The 19,174-nt window shown below is 40.7% G+C and carries 20 protein-coding genes; 7 read left to right on the top strand and 13 right to left on the bottom strand.

Annotated elements, in window-relative coordinates:
* Positions 1-69: 69 nt before the first annotated feature.
* From G628_RS18400 to cysK, 4 genes are all read right to left on the bottom strand, one after another.
* Positions 70-231 (bottom strand): YezD family protein, encoded by a 162-nt coding sequence (locus G628_RS18400; RefSeq protein ID WP_081670546.1) that lies wholly within the window; start codon positions 229-231, stop codon positions 70-72.
* A 129-nt stretch (positions 232-360) separates the two neighbouring features.
* A complete protein-coding gene (locus G628_RS0103870) occupies positions 361-1,551 on the bottom strand; it encodes a PLP-dependent aspartate aminotransferase family protein (RefSeq protein WP_330365416.1) in 1,191 nt (396 codons plus the stop codon).
* Between the two features lie 12 nt (positions 1,552-1,563).
* Positions 1,564-2,751 (bottom strand): MalY/PatB family protein, encoded by a 1,188-nt coding sequence (locus tag G628_RS0103865; RefSeq protein WP_027208495.1) that lies wholly within the window; start codon positions 2,749-2,751, stop codon positions 1,564-1,566.
* Positions 2,752-2,972: 221 nt separating this feature from the next.
* On the bottom strand, positions 2,973-3,908 hold the full coding sequence (cysK, locus tag G628_RS0103860; RefSeq protein WP_026655917.1) for a cysteine synthase A: 936 nt from the start codon (positions 3,906-3,908) through the stop codon (positions 2,973-2,975).
* 374 nt (positions 3,909-4,282) lie between these two features.
* Here cysK and G628_RS0103855 point away from each other — a divergent pair, with 374 nt between their 5' ends.
* The 3 genes from G628_RS0103855 to G628_RS16330 all read left to right on the top strand — a co-directional run bounded on the left by G628_RS0103855 (position 4,283) and on the right by G628_RS16330 (position 6,380).
* On the top strand, positions 4,283-4,558 hold the full coding sequence (locus tag G628_RS0103855) for an HU family DNA-binding protein (RefSeq protein ID WP_026655918.1): 276 nt from the start codon (positions 4,283-4,285) through the stop codon (positions 4,556-4,558).
* A gap of 348 nt (positions 4,559-4,906) precedes the next feature.
* Positions 4,907-5,191: a helix-turn-helix domain-containing protein gene (locus G628_RS0103850; protein WP_026655919.1), complete on the top strand. Its 285-nt coding sequence runs from the start codon at positions 4,907-4,909 to the stop codon at positions 5,189-5,191.
* Positions 5,178-6,380 (top strand): type II toxin-antitoxin system HipA family toxin, encoded by a 1,203-nt coding sequence (locus tag G628_RS16330; protein ID WP_051199009.1) that lies wholly within the window; start codon positions 5,178-5,180, stop codon positions 6,378-6,380. Before G628_RS0103850 ends, G628_RS16330 begins: the two co-directional genes overlap by 14 nt.
* A gap of 42 nt (positions 6,381-6,422) precedes the next feature.
* On the opposite strand, the gene G628_RS0103840 is transcribed toward G628_RS16330, so the two are convergent.
* Positions 6,423-6,827 carry a hypothetical protein gene (locus G628_RS0103840; protein WP_026667426.1) on the bottom strand — a complete coding sequence of 135 codons (405 nt, stop codon included), beginning with the start codon at positions 6,825-6,827 and terminating at the stop codon, positions 6,423-6,425.
* Between the two features lie 442 nt (positions 6,828-7,269).
* Here G628_RS0103840 and G628_RS0103835 point away from each other — a divergent pair, with 442 nt between their 5' ends.
* The 3 genes from G628_RS0103835 to G628_RS17940 all read left to right on the top strand — a co-directional run bounded on the left by G628_RS0103835 (position 7,270) and on the right by G628_RS17940 (position 9,347).
* Complete coding sequence (locus G628_RS0103835) at positions 7,270-7,722, top strand: phosphatase PAP2 family protein (RefSeq protein WP_242827163.1); 453 nt, start codon at positions 7,270-7,272, stop codon at positions 7,720-7,722.
* Positions 7,723-7,957: 235 nt separating this feature from the next.
* Positions 7,958-8,521: a phosphatase PAP2 family protein gene (locus G628_RS0103830; RefSeq protein ID WP_051199008.1), complete on the top strand. Its 564-nt coding sequence runs from the start codon at positions 7,958-7,960 to the stop codon at positions 8,519-8,521.
* 4 nt (positions 8,522-8,525) lie between these two features.
* Positions 8,526-9,347 (top strand): CPBP family intramembrane glutamic endopeptidase, encoded by an 822-nt coding sequence (locus G628_RS17940; RefSeq protein WP_026667423.1) that lies wholly within the window; start codon positions 8,526-8,528, stop codon positions 9,345-9,347.
* A gap of 66 nt (positions 9,348-9,413) precedes the next feature.
* Here the strand turns inward: G628_RS17940 and G628_RS0103820 are convergent, their stop codons facing one another.
* The 3 genes from G628_RS0103820 to G628_RS0103810 form a co-directional block, all read right to left on the bottom strand.
* Entirely contained in the window at positions 9,414-10,361 is a 948-nt protein-coding gene (locus G628_RS0103820) for an NmrA family NAD(P)-binding protein (protein ID WP_026655931.1), read from the bottom strand.
* A gap of 75 nt (positions 10,362-10,436) precedes the next feature.
* Positions 10,437-11,792 (bottom strand): MATE family efflux transporter, encoded by a 1,356-nt coding sequence (locus G628_RS0103815; protein WP_027208494.1) that lies wholly within the window; start codon positions 11,790-11,792, stop codon positions 10,437-10,439.
* A gap of 52 nt (positions 11,793-11,844) precedes the next feature.
* The gene (locus tag G628_RS0103810) at positions 11,845-13,098 is read right to left on the bottom strand and encodes a DUF2130 domain-containing protein (RefSeq protein WP_027208493.1); all 1,254 of its coding nucleotides are present in this window, start codon (positions 13,096-13,098) and stop codon (positions 11,845-11,847) included.
* Between the two features lie 144 nt (positions 13,099-13,242).
* Between G628_RS0103810 and G628_RS0103805 the strand changes: the two genes are divergently transcribed.
* Positions 13,243-13,815: a rhomboid family intramembrane serine protease gene (locus G628_RS0103805; RefSeq protein ID WP_026655934.1), complete on the top strand. Its 573-nt coding sequence runs from the start codon at positions 13,243-13,245 to the stop codon at positions 13,813-13,815.
* Positions 13,816-13,871: 56 nt separating this feature from the next.
* On the opposite strand, the gene G628_RS16320 is transcribed toward G628_RS0103805, so the two are convergent.
* The 5 genes from G628_RS16320 to G628_RS0103780 all read right to left on the bottom strand — a co-directional run bounded on the left by G628_RS16320 (position 13,872) and on the right by G628_RS0103780 (position 19,126).
* Positions 13,872-15,623 (bottom strand): CotH kinase family protein, encoded by a 1,752-nt coding sequence (locus G628_RS16320; protein WP_051199007.1) that lies wholly within the window; start codon positions 15,621-15,623, stop codon positions 13,872-13,874.
* A gap of 22 nt (positions 15,624-15,645) precedes the next feature.
* Positions 15,646-16,317, bottom strand: a complete 672-nt coding sequence (locus G628_RS0103795; protein WP_027208492.1) for a DUF4956 domain-containing protein — start codon at positions 16,315-16,317, stop codon at positions 15,646-15,648.
* A 45-nt stretch (positions 16,318-16,362) separates the two neighbouring features.
* Positions 16,363-17,049, bottom strand: a complete 687-nt coding sequence (locus G628_RS0103790) for a polyphosphate polymerase domain-containing protein (RefSeq protein WP_330365415.1) — start codon at positions 17,047-17,049, stop codon at positions 16,363-16,365.
* A 116-nt stretch (positions 17,050-17,165) separates the two neighbouring features.
* A complete protein-coding gene (locus G628_RS0103785) occupies positions 17,166-18,455 on the bottom strand; it encodes a sensor histidine kinase (protein WP_027208490.1) in 1,290 nt (429 codons plus the stop codon).
* Positions 18,449-19,126 (bottom strand): response regulator transcription factor, encoded by a 678-nt coding sequence (locus tag G628_RS0103780; RefSeq protein ID WP_027208489.1) that lies wholly within the window; start codon positions 19,124-19,126, stop codon positions 18,449-18,451. Before G628_RS0103780 ends, G628_RS0103785 begins: the two co-directional genes overlap by 7 nt.
* Positions 19,127-19,174 lie beyond the last annotated feature (48 nt).

Raw genomic sequence — 19,174 nt, 5'->3', positions numbered from 1 at the left:
AACTTCCGCTATCACCTCGTTCGCCAAAAGACATTCAAACCGACCTCGACAAAACTGCAGTAGTTTCTCTTAACTGAATCTCTGTTTACGACTGGTCTCAATCTGAGTTACTTTGCCATCATGAACCGTGATCGTGACCGTGCCATATTGTAAACTTTTGATGCTATCAATTATCCCTTCCAAAACAGCAGCATCAACTTCTTTTGTCAGGGGTACTTCTACCTTTGCCATAAGTTTATCTCCTCGCCGTGTTTCTGTGTTTTTTGCCTTACACATCTGTGTTACTAGCATTATGCTTTAGCATAGCGTCGTTGTAAAACACTAAAAATTTATAGCAGGGTATAAAAAATTCTTAACCCTCTATTTTTGAGTATTCTTTTCTGACACTTCAAATACTCTTTCAAATTCACTTATAAGATCTTCCGTTCCTTCTATTCCTACAGAAAGCCTGAGAATTCGATTGTTGATGCCGTTTTTTTCAAGTACGTCTGCGGGAACATCCGCATGTGTCTGCGTGATGGGATACGTTATAAGTGTCTCCGTTCCGCCAAGACTCTCCGCAAAATAGATAAGATCTACATTTGCAAGGATCTCTTTTGCAAACTCGGCAGAATCAACTTCAAAAGTAAGCATCGCGCCAAAGCCTCTTGCCTGCTTCTTCATGATCTCATACCCCGGATGCTCTTTAAGCCCCGGATAGATTACTTTCGTTACATGCTTGTTTTTCTTAAGATACTCCGCGATTGCAAAAGCATTCTCCTGAGCCTTGTTAAGTCTTACCGACAACGTCCTGATTCCTCTTAGGATAAGCCAGCTGTCAAAAGGGCTTAGTCCCGCGCCTGTCGTCTTGTAAATGAAACGAAGCCTCTCATCGATCTCATCATCCTTGACGATTGCGAAACCGCCTATGGTATCGTGGTGCCCTCCGAGGAACTTTGTTCCCGAATGAAGCACTATGTCCGCGCCCAGGTCGAGCGGGTTCTGATAATAAGGTGACAAAAAAGTATTATCCACAATGAGGATGAGTCCTCTCTCATGGACTTTTTTCGCCAGCTCCTCTATATCCGTGACATTCATCATAGGATTGGTCGGTGTCTCAAGATACACAGCCTTCGTGTTCTCTTTTATAAGAGGGATCACATCTTCGCTGCTTAAATCAGCCGTCGTGTATGTCAGACCGTTCTTTTTGCTGATCTCATTAAATAGTCTTACGCTTCCTCCGTAGAGATCCGAATCGATTATGAAATGATCTCCCGGTGAAAAGAGCTCCATCACAGCCGCAACCGCAGCCATTCCGCTTGCAAAAGCTATCGCATCTTTTCCGTTTTCCAAAAGAGCTACAACAGCTTCAAGCTGCTGCCTTGTGGGATTCTGCATTCTCGTATAATCAAATCCCGTGCTCTCACCAAGTCCCTTATGCGCAAATGTAGCCGTCTGATAAATCGGATAACTGACAGCTCCCCATACATCCTTAAGGCTCTGATCATTCAGCTGGCACTTTGTATCCACGCTGTACTTTTCTTGTTGTCTACAGTCAATCTCCGTACTCAAATTCACTCCTCCTTAATTGCCAAATCTTTTTATGTATGCAGCGTATAATTGCTCCATTGCCTGTTCAATGATGCTTCGGGGGCTAGCTATATTGATTCTTTCAAAAAGAGCCGTTTCTCTTCCGAAGATAACTCCGCCGTCAAGCCAGAGCTTAGCCTCATCTTCTATAAACTTCCTAAGTTCCCGATAATTATCAAAAGCGTCCGCAAAATCAAGCCAGATAAGATATGTTCCTTCCGGTTCTATAAGTTTTATCTTGGGAAGTTTTTCTTTTATAAAAGACCTGATGTAATCAAGATTTCCTTCAAGATATGTGAGTAGCTCATCAACCCATTGACCGCCTTTTTCGTAGCAGGCTTTGGTAGCCGTAAGGCCAATTGCATTGCACTGGCTATAGCCTCCTGCGTCGTTCTCTGTCTTAAATCTGTGTCTTACAGATTCATTCGGAATGATTATGTTTGCAATCTGAAGTCCCGCAATATTAAAGGTCTTGCTCGGTGAAGTTCCGAGAATAAGATTCTCCGTATATTTTTCTCCGAGTGTAATGAACGAAGTGTGCTTATATCCCTTGAACACAAAATCTGAGTGTATCTCATCCGCAAATATCGTAACGTTATGCTTTACGCAGATATCTCCAAGCTTTATAAGTTCCTCTTTTGTCCACACACGTCCCGCAGGATTATGAGGGCTGCAGAGAAGAAACAGTTTTACATTTTCTTCTTCAATTTTTTTCTCAAAATCTTCAAAATCTATCTCGTAATGCCCGTCTTTATATACGAGCTGATTGTTTACGACTTTTCTTTTGTTAAGTTCTATTGTCTCCCTGAACGGATAATAAACAGGCTCCTGAATAATGACGCTCTCGCCGGGCTTAGTAAAAGCTCTTACAGCAACCGCGATTGCATAAACTATTCCGGGTACAACAGTATTCCAGTCTTTTTCTATTTCAAAGCCATGCCTTTGGCCATACCAGTTTGCGACAGCTTGTTGATAGTCTTCCTTGGGATCTGTATATCCGAAAATGCCGTGATCCACTCTTGATCTTATGTCATCAAGTATCTCTTCAGGGAGCCTGAAGTCCATGTCCGCAACCCAGAGCGGAAGCAGATCGTCGCGCCTCCTTCTTTCCATTCCAAAATCATATTTAAGGCTGCTTGTTCCATGCCTGTCTGTCACTTTATCAAAATCGTATTTACTCACGATAATTACCTCTTTTTAAATTGAGACCGCTCATCATGTATGATGACAAGCGGTCTCATATTAGTCAGTTCAATAATATAATTGTATGTTGATCGCTTTGTGGAAATGACCACCGGCGGTCTGCTAGTGTAGTTGTTTTTATAATGTGAATGATATACGAAGTCAATGAATGCTTAACATGCAAGCATGTACGCATTATTGACTTATGACGCCTATATCATTCAGTTCGCAAAAAGAGGTGTTGAAAGGTATCTGTCACCTGAATCGGGAAGAAGTACAACAATGTTCTTTCCCTTGTTCTCTTCTCTTGCCGCAACGATTGTAGCTGCCTTAAGAGCTGCACCTGATGAGATACCTACAAGGATACCCTCTGATACTGCGAAGTTCTTGCCTTCTGCAAATGCATCATCGTTCTCAATTGCGATAACTTCATCATAAACTTTTGTATTAAGTGTCTCAGGAACGAAACCTGCACCGATTCCCTGAATCTTGTGAGGTCCTGCTTCACCCTTTGAAAGAACGGGGCTTGTAGCGGGCTCAACTGCAATAACCTTAACGTTAGGATTCTGCTCTTTGAGATACTCGCCTACACCTGTAATTGTTCCGCCTGTACCGATACCTGCGATGAAGATGTCAACCTTTCCGTCTGTCTGATCCCAGATCTCAGGACCTGTTGTTGCTTTGTGGATTGCAGGGTTTGCAGGGTTAACGAACTGTCCGAGAATTACTGAACCTTCAATCTCTTTTTCAAGTTCTTCTGCCTTGGCAATCGCTCCCTTCATACCCTTTGCGCCTTCTGTAAGAACGATCTCAGCGCCGTATGCCTTAAGAAGATTTCTTCTCTCAACACTCATCGTGTCGGGAAGTGTAAGGATTGCTTTATATCCCTTAGCTGCTGCTACTGCTGCAAGTCCGATACCTGTATTTCCGCTTGTAGGCTCGATGATTGTTGCTCCGGGCTTGATCTTTCCGCTCTTCTCAGCATCTTCGATCATGCTAAGTGCTACTCTGTCTTTTACAGATCCTGCGGGATTCAAGTACTCAAGCTTTGCAAGGATATTTGCATTTGTTGCTCCAACCTTCTTGCTATATCCGTTAAGTTTAAGAAGAGGTGTTCCTCCGATAAGTTCCAATGCGCTTTCTTTGATGTCTGCCATGATTCATTTCTCCTTTATATTTCATTTTTATTTTGGTTCGTGTTTGTTTTGATGATTGAATCATAGCATAAGGGTACTTAGGTGAAAATTAAGGAATACTTATAGCGGAATATAAACTTTGCTTATTACAATACATAATCTAATTGAAAAACAGCCAAGATGCGCATGGATACTGATGTGAGCATTTTGTCTATTTGTATACATGTTTATTTTTTCATTAACATATCTTGGCTTAATGGTTTAAACCCCAGTATTTATGCCGTTTCTCGTTATAAAAAAATTGACAACGCCCGCCAATTGTATTATTATTCCTTAGTCACGACGTTTCTTAAGTGATTTTAGTGATGGAAAAAGCATTAAGGAGGTTCAAAAGTATGAACAGAGAAGAACTTATTGAGGCAATCTCTACGGAGGCCGATCTTACAAAAGTAGCATCAGAAAAGGCAGTTAAAGCTTTTATCGAAGTAGTTTCAAATGAGCTTGCAAACAAAGGTAAAGTTCAGATCGTTGGATTTGGAACATTTGAGACAACAGAAAGAGCTGCAAGAGTTGGACAGAACCCCCAGACAGGTGAAAAGATTGATATCCCTGCTTCTACAGCACCTAAATTCAAAGCAGGTAAAGCTCTGAAGGATATTGTAAACGAATAATAAGTAATGCTTATAAAGCCGGAAATCATCGCGATTTCCGGCTTTAATCTTATTCCCTTACTTTCTTTATTGTATATATACCGCAGCCTGTGAGCGTTGAAAGTATGCCGACGCATGCCACAATAAACGTACCCACTCCGGGCTTAGACTTAGATTCATTCATAGTTTCTACAATAGAATCTTCACTGCAGTTCCATTCTACTTCTCTGCCATTATATGCGTATGATGAGGCGTATGATGAGTGTGTGATTTATTATTGCTACTATAATGTCAATTTATTGAGATTTTCGCTATAAAATGCTATAATAATAGCAAAAAAGTGTGGTCATATAAAACGAGGATACCATTATGGATTATACAAATTATTTATGGGATACGCCGTCTGATGTTGCCCTTAGATTGGCAAATAAGATCAAAAGCGTTAGAAAAAGGAAAAAGATTACACAAAAACAACTTGCCGGAAGAAGCAATGTAAGTTATGCCACTTTGCGCAAGTTTGAGAAAACCGGACAGATTTCGCTTGAATCTTTTATAAAACTGACTATGGAGCTTGGACTGATACAAGAAATAAACAATTTATTTTCCGAACCTGTTTACACCAGCATTGAGGAGGTAATAAATGCAAGTAAATAAGACTCTGGATGTTTATTATCATAGTCAACATGTTGGCACTCTTGCCGAAACTCCCGATAAAAGAATTGCATTCCAGTATGACAGCGAATGGCAAAAAAATGGCTTTTCCATCAGTCCTTTTTCGCTTCCGCTTCGAAATGATGTCTTTGTACCCAATGAAAGATCACTGGATCGTTTTGGTGGACTGTTCGGTGTCTTTGCTGACAGTCTCCCCGATAGTTGGGGGCACTTACTTTTAGATAGGTACCTGGAATCAATTGGCATAAAAAGAGGCGAAATAACCACGTTGGAAAGACTTGCATATGTCGGAAAAAGTGGTATGGGCGCCCTTGAATATATGCCGTCAAAAGAGGCCGATTTTGATTACAAGAATGCAGGTTTAGACTTCGATACAATAGCAAAGGAATGTGCAAATATTCTATCGTCCAAAAATTCCGACCAATTAGATATTCTGTATAAAATGGGGGGATCAAGCGGAGGAACCCGCCCAAAAATACTTCTTTCCGAAGACAACAGGGAATGGATAGTGAAATTTCCTTCAAAAAACGATCCCGACACAAGCGGCAAATGTGAATATGATTACTCTCTATGTGCAAAAGATTGCGGAATATCTATGACTGAAACGGATCTTATTCCTTCCTCGGTATGTGATGGATATTTTAAAACAGAAAGATTTGATAGAAAAGATAACGAAAAAGTATTCATCATAACATTTGCAGCCCTCTTGGAAGCGGATTTCCGTGCTCCATCTTGCGATTATGAAACCTATTTCAAATTAGCAAGAGCACTTACAAAAGATGCTGAACTTGATAAAGAACAACTATATAGAATTATGTGCTTTAATGTTGCCACACATAATAGAGATGACCACACAAAAAACTTTTCATTTATACATACAGATTTACAAGGCTGGAATTTAGCCCCAGCATATGACCTTATATACAGCGATACTTATTGGGGTGAGCATACGACATCTGTAAACGGAAAAGGACGAGATATATCCAAAAAAGATATCGTAAAAATCGGATCAGATGCCGGATTACCCGCGAGATTTTGCACCGCTTGTTATGATGAAATCAATCTTAAAGCAAAAGCATTGGCTAAATACCTTACTCCAAGTCAGAGCGATACAGAACATATACCTTTTCGCGAACATATCTATGAAATATCTGTTCCCAAAACCAATTAAAGCCGGAAATCATCACGATTTCCGGCTTTAACTATCTTAAATTTATTTCAAATTTTCCAACATATCAATGAAGGTTCTGCTCTCTTCAGACTCGCTGTCCAAAAATAACCATTCAGGCTTTGATATCTGCCCTTCTCTCTCCGGCATTTTGGAAAAGATCATCTTGTAAACATAGGCGTCACGTGCTGAAAAAGTCTCATCTCCTCTTTCCTTCCAGCGACGCAAAAACCAGCCTTTTCCGGCATCTCCGTTATTCCACTCTATCACCTGATTCTGTCCATCGATGTCCACAAAAAAGTAAACATTTAGCTGTTCAATAAATCCGCTTGTCTTTGTCCAGAAATAATTGCCGTTAAACGTTATCTTATTTCCACTGTCTGTCTGAATCTCCTTCCCTTCAATCCTTGTGTCGTGAATAATTTCCTTGCTCTTTTCTGCCATGCCCATAGTGCCTAATTATACCTCTCATCATCTTAATAATTTTCTTTTCCAAACATTCGATAGTCCCTTAAAATGACGGAAAAACAAGAATATATTAACTTAATGATAGGCGCACGTTATTTGTACTGACAAGGAAAAAACTATACTGTTTCTTTATCATATTGCTCAATTTCTTTTTCACAAATATGGGAGGATAACACATCACATCTGTTATTACATTTTTATTAACAAATACCATGCTATAAATATCCGATAACCGTTGACCCACTTAACGATTAAAGTAAGATGTTTTATATACAATGTCTGTAATGGCATTTAGAAAGGAAGACAGACTATGCCGGAAAATTTAGGCAAAATTTTTTATATGGATTGGGAATTGGAATTCCTGCACCATTTACAAACTATCCACACACCTGAATTGGACAAAAAAATGCTTTTTTTCACCGGTTTGGGTGATAAAGCCATACTTATCGCATTATTTTTACTTGCTCTTATCATTATTCCAAAGACCAGAAAATATGGCATTCCAATGGCAATTGCCGTAGTTATATCTGTACTGATAGTAAATGTAGCAATAAAGCCATCTGTTATGAGATGCAGACCTTGTTGGTTAGATCAAAGCGTACCACTGCTCATACCTGTTCCACATGACTATTCTTTTCCGTCCGGTCATACAAATGCTTTTTTTGCAATGGCAACGGCAGTTCACTTAAAGAATAAGAAACTCGGAGCTCCGGCTCTTGTAATAGCTGCACTGGTAGCTTTCAGCCGCTTATACCTGTTCGTTCACTGGCCGACAGATGTCATCGGCGGAATGATCACAGGTGTTCTCAGCGCTAAGATAGGCTATAAGATCACTAATCCTTTCGCAGGATTATTTAAAAAGAAAAAAAGAAGATAATTTGTAATTTCCATTTTCTCAAAGAAAGCAAAGGCTGCAACCATGCTCCTTTGCTTTTTTTATATCAAATTGCTTTCCTATGATATAAAAACGCTCCGCTATGGATGCGACTGATTAAAATAGCTGTTGACATACTCCGACTGTCATAGTATATTGTTATCTGAACCAAAACTACGACTAACATAGTACGTTTATAATAGTATGATAGTCATAGTATATAGAGAGGAGACCTAATATGCCACAAGATCTGGGTACAATTTTTTATTTTGATTGGGAACTTAAGTTCCTACACTTTTTGCAAAGCATTCATAATCCGATATTAGATTCAATTATGCTATTTTTCACTAATTCAGGCAACATAATTATGATTTTGATACTTATATCGATTGTCTATCCAAAAACAAGACGAATCGGAATTCAACTGATTCTTGCTTATTTACTTTCACAAATACTCATAAACCATGAATTAAAGCATCTTATCACAAGATGCAGGCCATGCTGGCTGGAACCGGGCGTGAAATTATTAGTTGACAGCCCAAACAGTTATTCTTTTCCGTCAGGACATACAACCGGGTTCTTTACATTAGCGACAACAGTATTCTTAAGTAATAAGAAATTGGGAATTCCGGCTCTTGTCTTTGCTTCTCTCGGTGCTTTCAGCCGTATGTATCTTTTTGTTCACTGGCCGACGGATATTCTGGGTGGAATTCTTTCAGGTGCTCTATGCGGTGTTCTGAGCTATTTGATAATCGAAGCATTCATTAGATTTTTAAAAAAGAAAATACTAACGGAGAAATAATAATATGAAAACAAGTTTAAGATTGATAAAGTATTTAGGTGGTATTGTACTGGCTTTTGCATTGATGCTGACTCTTCCGGCGATGATCGTTCAATATGCAAATCTTTCCAATCTGCCGTTTGTGGACGCAATTTATCTACTATTGATCATTGCTATTCTTGCAGCAGTTATAATTGGTTTCGGAGAAAAAAAGGTTTTTTATTTTTCATTTAAAAGCTTTAAAGATACTTTTATAATTGGCAGCGTCATGTCAGCCGTTACTGCTTTCTATTTGATAACAAATATGTATAAGGCAATCAAAGACTACGGCACACCGGCCATGGACACAAAATCTGTTGTACTGTTTTTAATCTCAGTCTTTTTAGGCGCCGGTATTCGTGAAGAATTACTTACCAGAGGATTGTTGCTCTCATTCTTTAAAAAAGCATTTGGTAACAGCAAAGCATCATGCCTGGCTGCAATGTCATTGTCATCACTTGTCTTCGGCGCAATTCATATTTCAAACCTTGACGGCGCAACAAATCCGACACCTATATACGCTCAGATCATTTATGCTGTAGGAATCGGTTTCTATTTAGCGGCACTTTATTTAAGAACAGGAAATCTATGGGGAAATATAGTATTGCACTACCTCTTCGACATCAGTTTAATGGTATACCCTATGATCTACGCTAACAGAGAAGATATGGATGTGCTCATCGGAGAATGGCTTGGTAACGGAATCATCCTTAAGTCAATTCTGATTCTGATCGTATCGGTATTGCTTGGACTTTACCTCATCAGAGACAGTAAAATGAAAGATGTTTATCAGACAGTAGAAAACTAAGTTTCCCAAAAACAAAGAGTACTTCTTGAATATATCGCATAATCAAGAAGTACTCTCTTTTTTCAATTATTTCTTATCTTTCGAATGTCTCTCACCGATCTGGAAGTCATCACTGTGAGCGAACATGAAATCTACGGTGATGGGATCGTCCCCTGTAAGTTTCTTGAAGTCATCGGTATGAACGGCCATCTTGCCTTCTCTTATCGCCTGTGCGAAAGTTACCATACCGTCACTTGAGAACGGCGCTTCGCTTCCTTTTTTGAAAAGACCGTCTGTAGTTCTCGGAACTCCCATAGCATCAAAAATCTTGTAATTCTCTTCATCGGTAACCGCCTTGTAGCTTATATTGTTGCCGGTCTCTTTGTTACCGATCTCGACAAACTTGGTAATAGTCATAAGCTCTTTTCCGTTGATGTTAAGAGTTGCGTGGTCATATTCGGATGCACGATGAAGTGCGTATGCAACGGCTTTAGCACAGTCTTTTCTTGAAATGTATGCCATAAGTCCGTCGCCCTGGCTGTTTGTAAGAGGTGCATTCGCATGCACATATGTAAAGTAATTGGTGATCATAGCCTCTGCGTACTGGGAATTACGAAGGAAGATATAATCAAGGCCTTCGCCCTTAATGTAGTTCTCAGTGTAGATATGATCAAGCTTTTCAATCGAAGGATTGGTCTCATCACCGGCATTTACAAGGGATGTGTAGATAATCTTTTTTACACCCGCTTTTTTCGCCGCATCGACAGCATTTTTATGAGCGCTCTGCCTCTTCTCACCGACAAAAGGCATAGAGATAAGAGCAAGAACATCGGCACCCTTAAATGCTTCCGCAAGCCCGTCCGGATAGTTAAAGTCCGTCACATGTGTCTCAACTCCCTGAGCTGCAAATCCCTTAAGTGAATCTTCACTGTAGCCGCAGAATATAAGATTACTCTTATCTTCCAATGTCAGCAGCACTCTCGCTGCCTCAGCGCCAAGATTTCCATCAACACCTGTAAGTAACAGTTTACCCATGAAAATACCTCCTTCTATGAAATTGTTATGATATAGGCGTTTTGAATTTTTGCCTTTATATACCCTTATATTATATCACTTAAACTTTCTAAGTTCCGAATATGCAAACGGAACCGCAATAAGCGTAGAAAGTACATCGGCACATGGCTGCGCAATCTCTACTCCTGTGATTCCAAAGAACCTTGGAAGAAGCAGTATCATTGGAAGGAAACAGATACCGTTTCTCGCAGATGCCGTAATTGAAGCCTTAACTCCCTTTCCTATAGACTGAAGCATCATATTACTCATTACAATAGGGCCTGATAAGAACAGCGTCGCGCACTGGAATCTGAGCGCCTTTACACCAACCTCCACGGCAGCTGCGTCCTTGGAGAAAAGAGCTATCAGATTCGGTGCAAAATAGAAACATACCGCTCCGAGTCCCAAAAGGAAGATTGATGCATATTTAAGGCAGAAAAAGAATCCCTCTTTTACCCTTGCCGTAAGTCCTGCGCCGTAGTTAAACGAGCATACGGGCTGATATCCCTGGCCAAATCCTATAAGTGCCGAAACCATAAGCATGAGGATTCTTGTTGCAACAGACATTCCGGCAATTGCCGCATCAGCACCTATGCTTCCCGCAGTTCTGTTAAGAACGAGAGTTGCTATAGCCGCAAGTCCCTGTCTTGCAAGTGAAGGTCCGCCTCCGTTTGCTATCTCAAAGAGGTAATGCCCGTTAAGTCTGACCTTCTTAATATTAAGCTTTATATTTTCACCCTTGGTCGTTCCGATTAGAAGGACAAAAAAGCTTGTAATCTGTCCCATAACCGTTGCGATCGCAGCTCCCGTAACTTCCATGTGAAATACCATGATAAGAAGCGGATCGAGTATCATATTCATCGCAGCACCGCTCATAAGACCGATCATTGCGTAATATGCGCTTCCCTGGAATCTGAGCTGATTGTTTATAACAAACTGCGCCATCATAAACGGAGCGCCAAGCAATATGATCCTCATATACTGCTTTGTAAATGTCAAAGTCTGCGCACTCTTTGCACCAAGCGCACCGGCAATATCGGTCAGAAAAATATTTCCGATAAGAGCAAAAGCAATTCCGAGAATGATCGACAGTGCAAAACCTGTAGATGCCATCTCATCTGCTTCTTCATACTTCTCGGCGCCAAGCATTCTTGACAGATAGTTTCCCGATCCGTGTCCGCAAAAGAATCCTGCTGCCTGAATAATCGCCATAACGGTAAAAACAAGTCCTACAGACGCGGTAGCTGCGGTATTTACTTCCGGATTACTTGAAACTCTCGATACAAAGAACGTATCAGCCGTGTTATAAATTCCCGTAACCAGCATGCTTATTATGGTTGGAAAAGATAATGTCATAATAAGCTTCGGTATAGGTGTTGTGGTAAAGTATTCTCTTCTGTTTTGAGTAGACATTTAAATTAGCTCCGATATAAATTATTTCCTGCAATAAGTGCAGCAAAAAACATTATAGCACACCTTTTGCTTCTTCGAACTTCGCCTTCATGGTCGGATTGCCTCGCGTAAGCTTCTTTACGCTGACATCATCAACCTTGCTGTTTGCAATCCTGAGCTGATTGTCGGAACCGAGCAGTTCTTTTTTCACCTTCTCAAGGTGCTGAATAGTCTTGTCTATCTCATCGATAGCCTTGTCAAAGTGATTGTGCGCTATCTCATAATTCCTTGAAAAATCATTCTTGAACTTCATCAGACTGTCTTCAAAGTTTGAGATATCAATATCCTGATTGCGTACAAGCTGCAGTTCCTGCTTGTATTCAAGCGCTGTAAATGCAGCATTTCTAAGAAGCGTGATGATGGGAATAAAGCACTGCGGCCTCACAACATACATCTTGTCAAACTTATAGGAAACATCGACAATTCCTGCATTGTAGAGTTCACTGTCGCTCTCAAGAAGTGAGACAAGCACGGCATATTCACAGTTTTTCTCCTTGCGGTCTTTATCAAGTTCCTTAAAAAAGTCCTCGTTCTTATGCTTAGTCGCGGTCTCATCCATCTCGTTCTTCATCTCAAACATTATAGAGATTATCTCAACGCCGTTCTCATCACACTCTCTGTAGATATAATCGCCCTTACTTCCGCTTCTTGCATCATTATCTTTTTCAAAATATGCATTTCTGAAAGCAGTCGCACGAAGCTGGTTAAACTGTATCTCGCAGTGCTGCTCGAGCGTCTCGCCGACCATCTTTGTTGACATCTTGGTCTTTAAATCTTTATAGAACTCAACTTCTTTCTCTTTCTGCTCAAGAAGGATCTTGCCCTTTTCTTTTTCCTGATTGAGGGCATTTTCAAGTTCATGTTTCTCATCGTTAAGAGCATTGGCAAGCTCGTTCTTCTCTGTTTCCACTTTTCTTACGGCTTCAAGAACGGCAAGTTTTGTCTTGTCCTCAGCGCCTTTTACTTCCATGGAAAGAAGACTCTTCTCTTCAAGAGCCTTATTAAGCTGCGCTCTAAGGTCATCAAGTTCCTTTTGATGATCCTCTTTTTCCTTCTCATACTGAGCTTTGCTCTTTAAGATGATCTCGTTCTCTTTTGCCGCAAGCTCAAGCTCATGCTTTTCTCTATAGTGTCTTTCAAGCTCGGAAACTCGGCTCGAAAGATCTTTTTCAAATTCTTTATCTCTTATCTGCTTCATAATGGAACCAAGTTCCGTATCGTCAACCGTAAAAGCCTGTCCGCAATGCGGGCACTTAAGTTCTGCCATTTATGCTCCTCTCCGGAAGATGCACCTGTAGAATGCTCTTCCCCCAAAAACGTATATATCAATAATAAAATGCGAAATTAAAAAGGTCAAAGTTATTAAGGAAATGTGCTATTATAGAGGCATTAGAAAAAAAGTGAGGTTTCTATGCGAAGATTAAGAATTACATTTAATTCCCCGGTAGTTTTGGGATTTATGTTGCTAAGTTTTGGCGTATTGGAGCTGAGCGCCTTTACAAACGGCTTTTCTGACCAGCTCCTGTTTATGACCTACAGGTCACCACTTACCGATCCGCTTACTTACATCAGATTTTTTACACACGTACTTGGACACAGCGGTTGGGAACATTACATCAGTAACGCCTCCTATCTATTATTGCTCGGTCCCTTGCTTGAGGAAAAATACGGATCTAAGCCAATACTTCAGATAATTGTAATAACCGCACTCTTTACAGGAATAGTAAACTACATCCTATTTGAAAATGTAGCTTTGTGCGGCGCCAGCGGAGTTGTATTTGCCTTTATCCTCCTTACGTCATTTACAAATTTCAGACAAGGAGACATTCCGCTGACATTTATACTGGTTACTGTCGTTTTCCTCGGGCAACAGATTCATGACGGATTGTTTCTTCAGGACGATATATCAAACCTGTCACATATCATAGGTGGTGTCATCGGTGCCATCATCGGATATCATCTTAACAGAGACGATTATTATTAAAAAAAGGCTCAATACTGTAAAAAGGGAAACGCCGTTTTGAAACGTTTCCCTTTTTATTATCCACTTTTTTTCTTTGAATGCTTCACGGAATTGTTATCCTGAAATTCCGAATTGCCTTCTTTTTTCCCCCCGCTATGAGTTCCCATAGCGCTGACATCAATTTCAGAACCGTCGATAAGTGCAGCTGAATCTTGCTTCTGCTCTTCATCGGTAGACGGTATCGTTCCGTCAAGCTGTCCATTGATACTTTCAGCTCTTAGCTTCACCGCTTTATACAATGTTTCACATGCCGTCTTATACTCATCATAGCTGTAAAACGCTGTCGGATCTTCTTTAACAAGTGCATCTATTTGGCTTCCTATCCTGTTATAGGTTTCTTCGAATCTTCCTCCGTCAACATATTCTTCTGTTAGTTTTCTCAGATACTCGTGATACTTTTCAAGATATTCCTCATTTTCCAATAATGTATCAAAAAAGTCGGTTCCCGAAAATGGAGTATCTATCGCATCATTTACCATCTCAGTTCCTTTATCGCTGTCTTCTCCGTATCTTCCCATGGATGACATACCGCCAAATGATAGATTATAATCCCACGGGAAAAGATTAAGCTTTCCGTCAAGCTCATAAAGATAATAGTTATGCGCCATATTTCCTGACAGACTGTCCATATTTACCACAAAAGTGTGCACAGCCATATATTTAAGGATATTGTCTACATCAAGATATTTCTCTATGTCATTTCCTTCGCTTATATTCTTAAGTGCCTTAACCACTCTTCTGTGATCGTTGTCTGCCGTATCTGTTATCTCGCCGTCCCATATTGTTGAATAACTGTCAAGATTGTCATCAATGTAATTCAGATTAGCGCCGCCATTGCCCATCATAGGACCGCCACCTTCCATACCGTCAGGTGGTGTTGGATGATTGTCGGAATCATCACCTTCCATCCCTTCCGGAGAGGATGGCATATTAGCAGGATCAAAGCCTTCCATGTCAGGCATTTGTGGAGGTGCTCCGGGGGTATCACCCTCCATGTCAGGCTTATCCTGCGGATTAAAATCGCCATGATCCGGCTTGCCGTCTACACCAAACGGTGGCTTTCCGCCTCCCGAACCTTGCTGCGATTTTGCTCCCTGTTCAGATTTGGGTTTATTATCGCTTCCGCCGCCCATTCCCATACTTTCGGGCTTATATAGCTCTCCGTTACGTGTTCCGTAGTTTCTTAGCAAAAAGCTCTCTTCAACTGCTTCCAATGCAAGATATACGCCCTTGTACTCACCGTTTAGTGATATCGATGCGTAATTGTACAGCGGTGATGCCGCTCCGATAAAGTTGAACATGTCATATACGATCGCCTCTTTCATATTGGTGGCGTCAGCGTAGTTATTATTGAGAATAAGCTTATCAAGTCCAAAGCATGTCTGCCCTTCCATAAAATGACCAAATTCCAGCTTAAAACTGTATCTATCGGTATCAGGATCCCTTGCTACCGATGAAAGAGATGTATTTCCTTTTGGACGTATAGCAACATTCTTAAATGTCGTTCCGCATATCTCGACATCACAGGAGTAATATTCCTCGGACATTGCATTTTCCAACATCTCATTCCATTCTTCTTCGTCCATCTTGATGTTTACGCTTATAACTTCATTTGTATCAAAAAGCTTGCTTGGGTATTCCATTAAAATGTTTGCATTTGCAGTATATTTATCACTTCGTCCCATGACTATTCCGGCAAGCACACATATCATTACAGCCATGGCCATGATGATTACCACAATCTTATTAATATGCTTGTTTGTAACCATATCAAGATCCTCCTATTAAACCTTAGCTCATGTACTCGCCGTTAAATGCAACAAGTGTAGCACTTGAAACACCATCAACATCATTTATATGATTAACAAAACCTGTTGCCGCATTTTTGGTACGTATCTCCACCGTAAACTCGATTCCATCATCAGTAACAGTCTTGGATTTAACGATATACTTTTCAACTTCTTTTTTTATAATGCCGCATGCCGTCTCCTCTGCTCTCTCATCGTAACAATCAACAATAAGAATATATGGCACGTTTGAAACTTTCTTATTTGCAAACAAAACAAGGATTATCCCGATTATCGCGGATCCGATCACTGCAAGAGGGATCATTCCCGCTCCGACTACGATACCTGCCGCAAGCGCCCAGAACAAAAATACTATCTCCATAGGCTCTTTTATCGCTGTACGGAAACGCACGATTGAAAGTGCTCCGACCATGCCGAGTGAAAGAACAACATTTGATGTAACCGCCATGATCACAAGGTTGGTCACAAGCGCAAGTCCTACAAGAGTCATTGCAAAGCCCGTGGAATACATAACTCCGCTAAATGTCTTTTTATAGATTAAAAAGATAAACAATCCAATCGCCAGTGCAAAGGCCATTCCCATCAATGTATCTACAACGGAAAACTGTGTTACGCTCTCCAAAAAGTTTGATTTAAAAATATCGTTAAATGACATTATTTCTTCCTCCTTCAAATGAACAGATTATTGTATCTCAATTTTTTATCCGAATCTCCGGCATACGCCGTATTTTGAAAATGCCTGTCTGGTCATGTTATTAACCTGTATCAGGTCTTGTATCACCGACGGCAAGAACGCATCGTATTTTACTTCCAGTATCATATCCTCCGGGTTATCCGCCGCACTTATGTCTTTGACATCCTTTATAAGAAATTCTCGATTATATAGAGATGTTCTTATCTTCGAATCAAATGTAACCCTGACATTTCCTGCCTTGTATATATACGGTTCACGTACATATGACACCAGAACCCTCGGAACGAGCCTTTGATATCGCATCTTTGCATATAGTTCTTTTACCAGCTCATGTGGGCTGTCTTTCATAAATTCAAGGTCACCTTCAAGTATCTTTCTGCACTCGCTCTCAGCAATCCTCGCGTCATATTTAAGGCACAGGTCATTAATCTTCATTTTCTTTTCAAGTGTTATAAAAGAAAAATCATCATTGTAATACCTGATACGAAATTTCTCACGTTTCTGTATGCCGTCTATCTTCTCCCGCAGCGCTTTGTCATCGCTGTTATCAAAATAAATGCTCCTTATCTGATAAAGGCCTGTTGAATCCGTATGCGGATCGGAGATCATTATATTTCTGAGACGGTTTCGCATCGCTATGTACTCAGAATAAGAAATACTGTACTTGAGCTCATGTCTGTAATGCTTTTCCACTATCCTTTTTCTCCCTTCCTTATCGTATTGAAGCCATAATAAATTCCCAACCTGAAATGAACCTGAAAAACAATAAAAAAAGAGAAGTCCTTTTCGACTTCTCTTTTTCAAGTAGATCAGATTATAACTTTTATTGTCATTGTTTTGCCGCTCGGACACTCTGCACTTATTGTGCCGCCATGAACTTCTGCCGCCGCCTTAGCAATCGCAAGTCCGACACCTGTACCTCCCGTCTCAGTACTTCTTGACGAGTCGGGTCTGTAAAAACGGTCAAACAGTTTTTCAGTATCCGGTATCGTACTAAGTTCACAGGTGTTAAAAACCTCGATCACCGCTCTGTTTTTCTTTTTGTAAACACTTAACCTAATATCTCCGTTTGCATCGGAATACCTTATCGCGTTATCTAAAAGCACCGACAGCATCTGATGAATCGCCGACTTATCTCCGTAAATATTCACATCATCCTGAATATCCACAGAAAAATTCTTTTCACTTGCCTTGGCCTGAACTTCAAACACCTCAGCTATCTCCCATGCGGCCGAACTTAAGGACAGATGTTCCTTGTCGGGAAGCGGAATATCTTCATCAAGCCTGGAGAGCTGTACAAGTTCGCTCACAAGCTTACTCATTCTCCCCGTCTGCTTCCTTATATTATCTATCCACTCATCTCCTTCATGTTCCATGCTAAGGACATCCAGACTTGTACTTATGGACGTAAGCGGAGTTTTCAGTTCATGGCTTGCATCCGTAATAAACTGCTTCTGCCTTCTGATATTGTTTGCAATAGGGCGTATCGCCCTGTTTGAGAAAAGAACTACCAATATAAATACAAGTAAGAGACTTACACCGGAAACCGCAATCGTCAGTGTCATTAAAGTATGCATAAATTGCAGCTCTCGCGTGGAATTAAGAAAAACGATTACTGTAGAATCTCTATACTTTACTTTTCCAAATCTGAATTCATTTTTATATCCACGTTCTTTTTTATCCAAATAGACTTGTTCTGCAAGCTGCTTTGCTCCCGAAGCATCGACTGAAGCGACAAAATCAAGCGATGTGGACATGACATTGCCGTTACCGTCAAGTCGCGCAATAAAAAAACGCGTCATATAACCGGCTTCCGCATCGGGTGAACCTCTAAAAGGGCCATCCGGCGGCGGTCCCGGTGGATTCCCATCAGGGCTTGGTGGATTTCCGTCAGGCACCGGTTGCCCGTTATTCATTCCGGAATCCGGTACCGGCGGCTTTCCGGCCTCAAATTCATGAATGGCCAAAATTGTTTCATCAAGCCTTTTTGTAACAACAGTGTAATTGATCAGATTAACAAGAAAGGCAACCATAAGTATTACTGCAAAAAAAGCAGCCATTGCTGCAATTATCACGCGGTAACGCATTCTTTTCAGCATGAGGTCACCTCCAGTGCATATCCGATGCCACGCATTGTCTTTATTTCCACATTTGCCTTGATCTGCCTTAACTTCTTTCGAACATATCCTATGGTAGTCCATACCACATCTACGTCAGATTCCGTATCATAGCCCCATATCTTTTCCATCAAATGCTCCGTTGAAAAGACCTGTCCCGGATGAAGAATAAAAAGTTCAATAAGTTGAAACTCCTTGTTTGTAAGCTTGATACTCTTTTTGCCTACACTTATTTCGTACTTATTACTGTCAAGAATTATGTTTCCTATACTCTGAACAGAATCGTTGTAGTTCTCACTGCGGCGCCCCAGCGCCTTAACCCTTGCAATCAGTTCACTCGTAGCAAATGGTTTAGGCAGGTAATCATCGGCTCCCGCTTCAAGCCCTGCCACTCTGTCTTCAATCTCAGCCTTTGATGTAAGGAGCAGGACAGGCGTCCTGATTCCGTTCTGCCTTATGAGCGACAGAACTTCAAGCCCGCTTTTTCCCGGCATCATAATATCAAGCACGATCACTTCATACGAACCATCTTGTATGTAATCCCATGCAGCATCTCCGTTATGCACAATATCCACGGAGTACATCGCTTTCTCCATCAGGAGTTTAAGCGCTTTCGCCGTTGCAACCTCATCCTCAGCAATCAAGATTCTCATATACGCCCTCATTAAACGTTTTTACATCTTTAAAACATCTATAAATTA

The sequence above is a fragment of the Butyrivibrio hungatei NK4A153 genome, assembly GCF_000424465.1.
GTDB lineage: Bacteria > Bacillota > Clostridia > Lachnospirales > Lachnospiraceae > Butyrivibrio > Butyrivibrio hungatei_A.
Note: the sequence above shows the minus strand (reverse complement) of the source record. Positions and strands in the feature narration are given on the sequence as shown.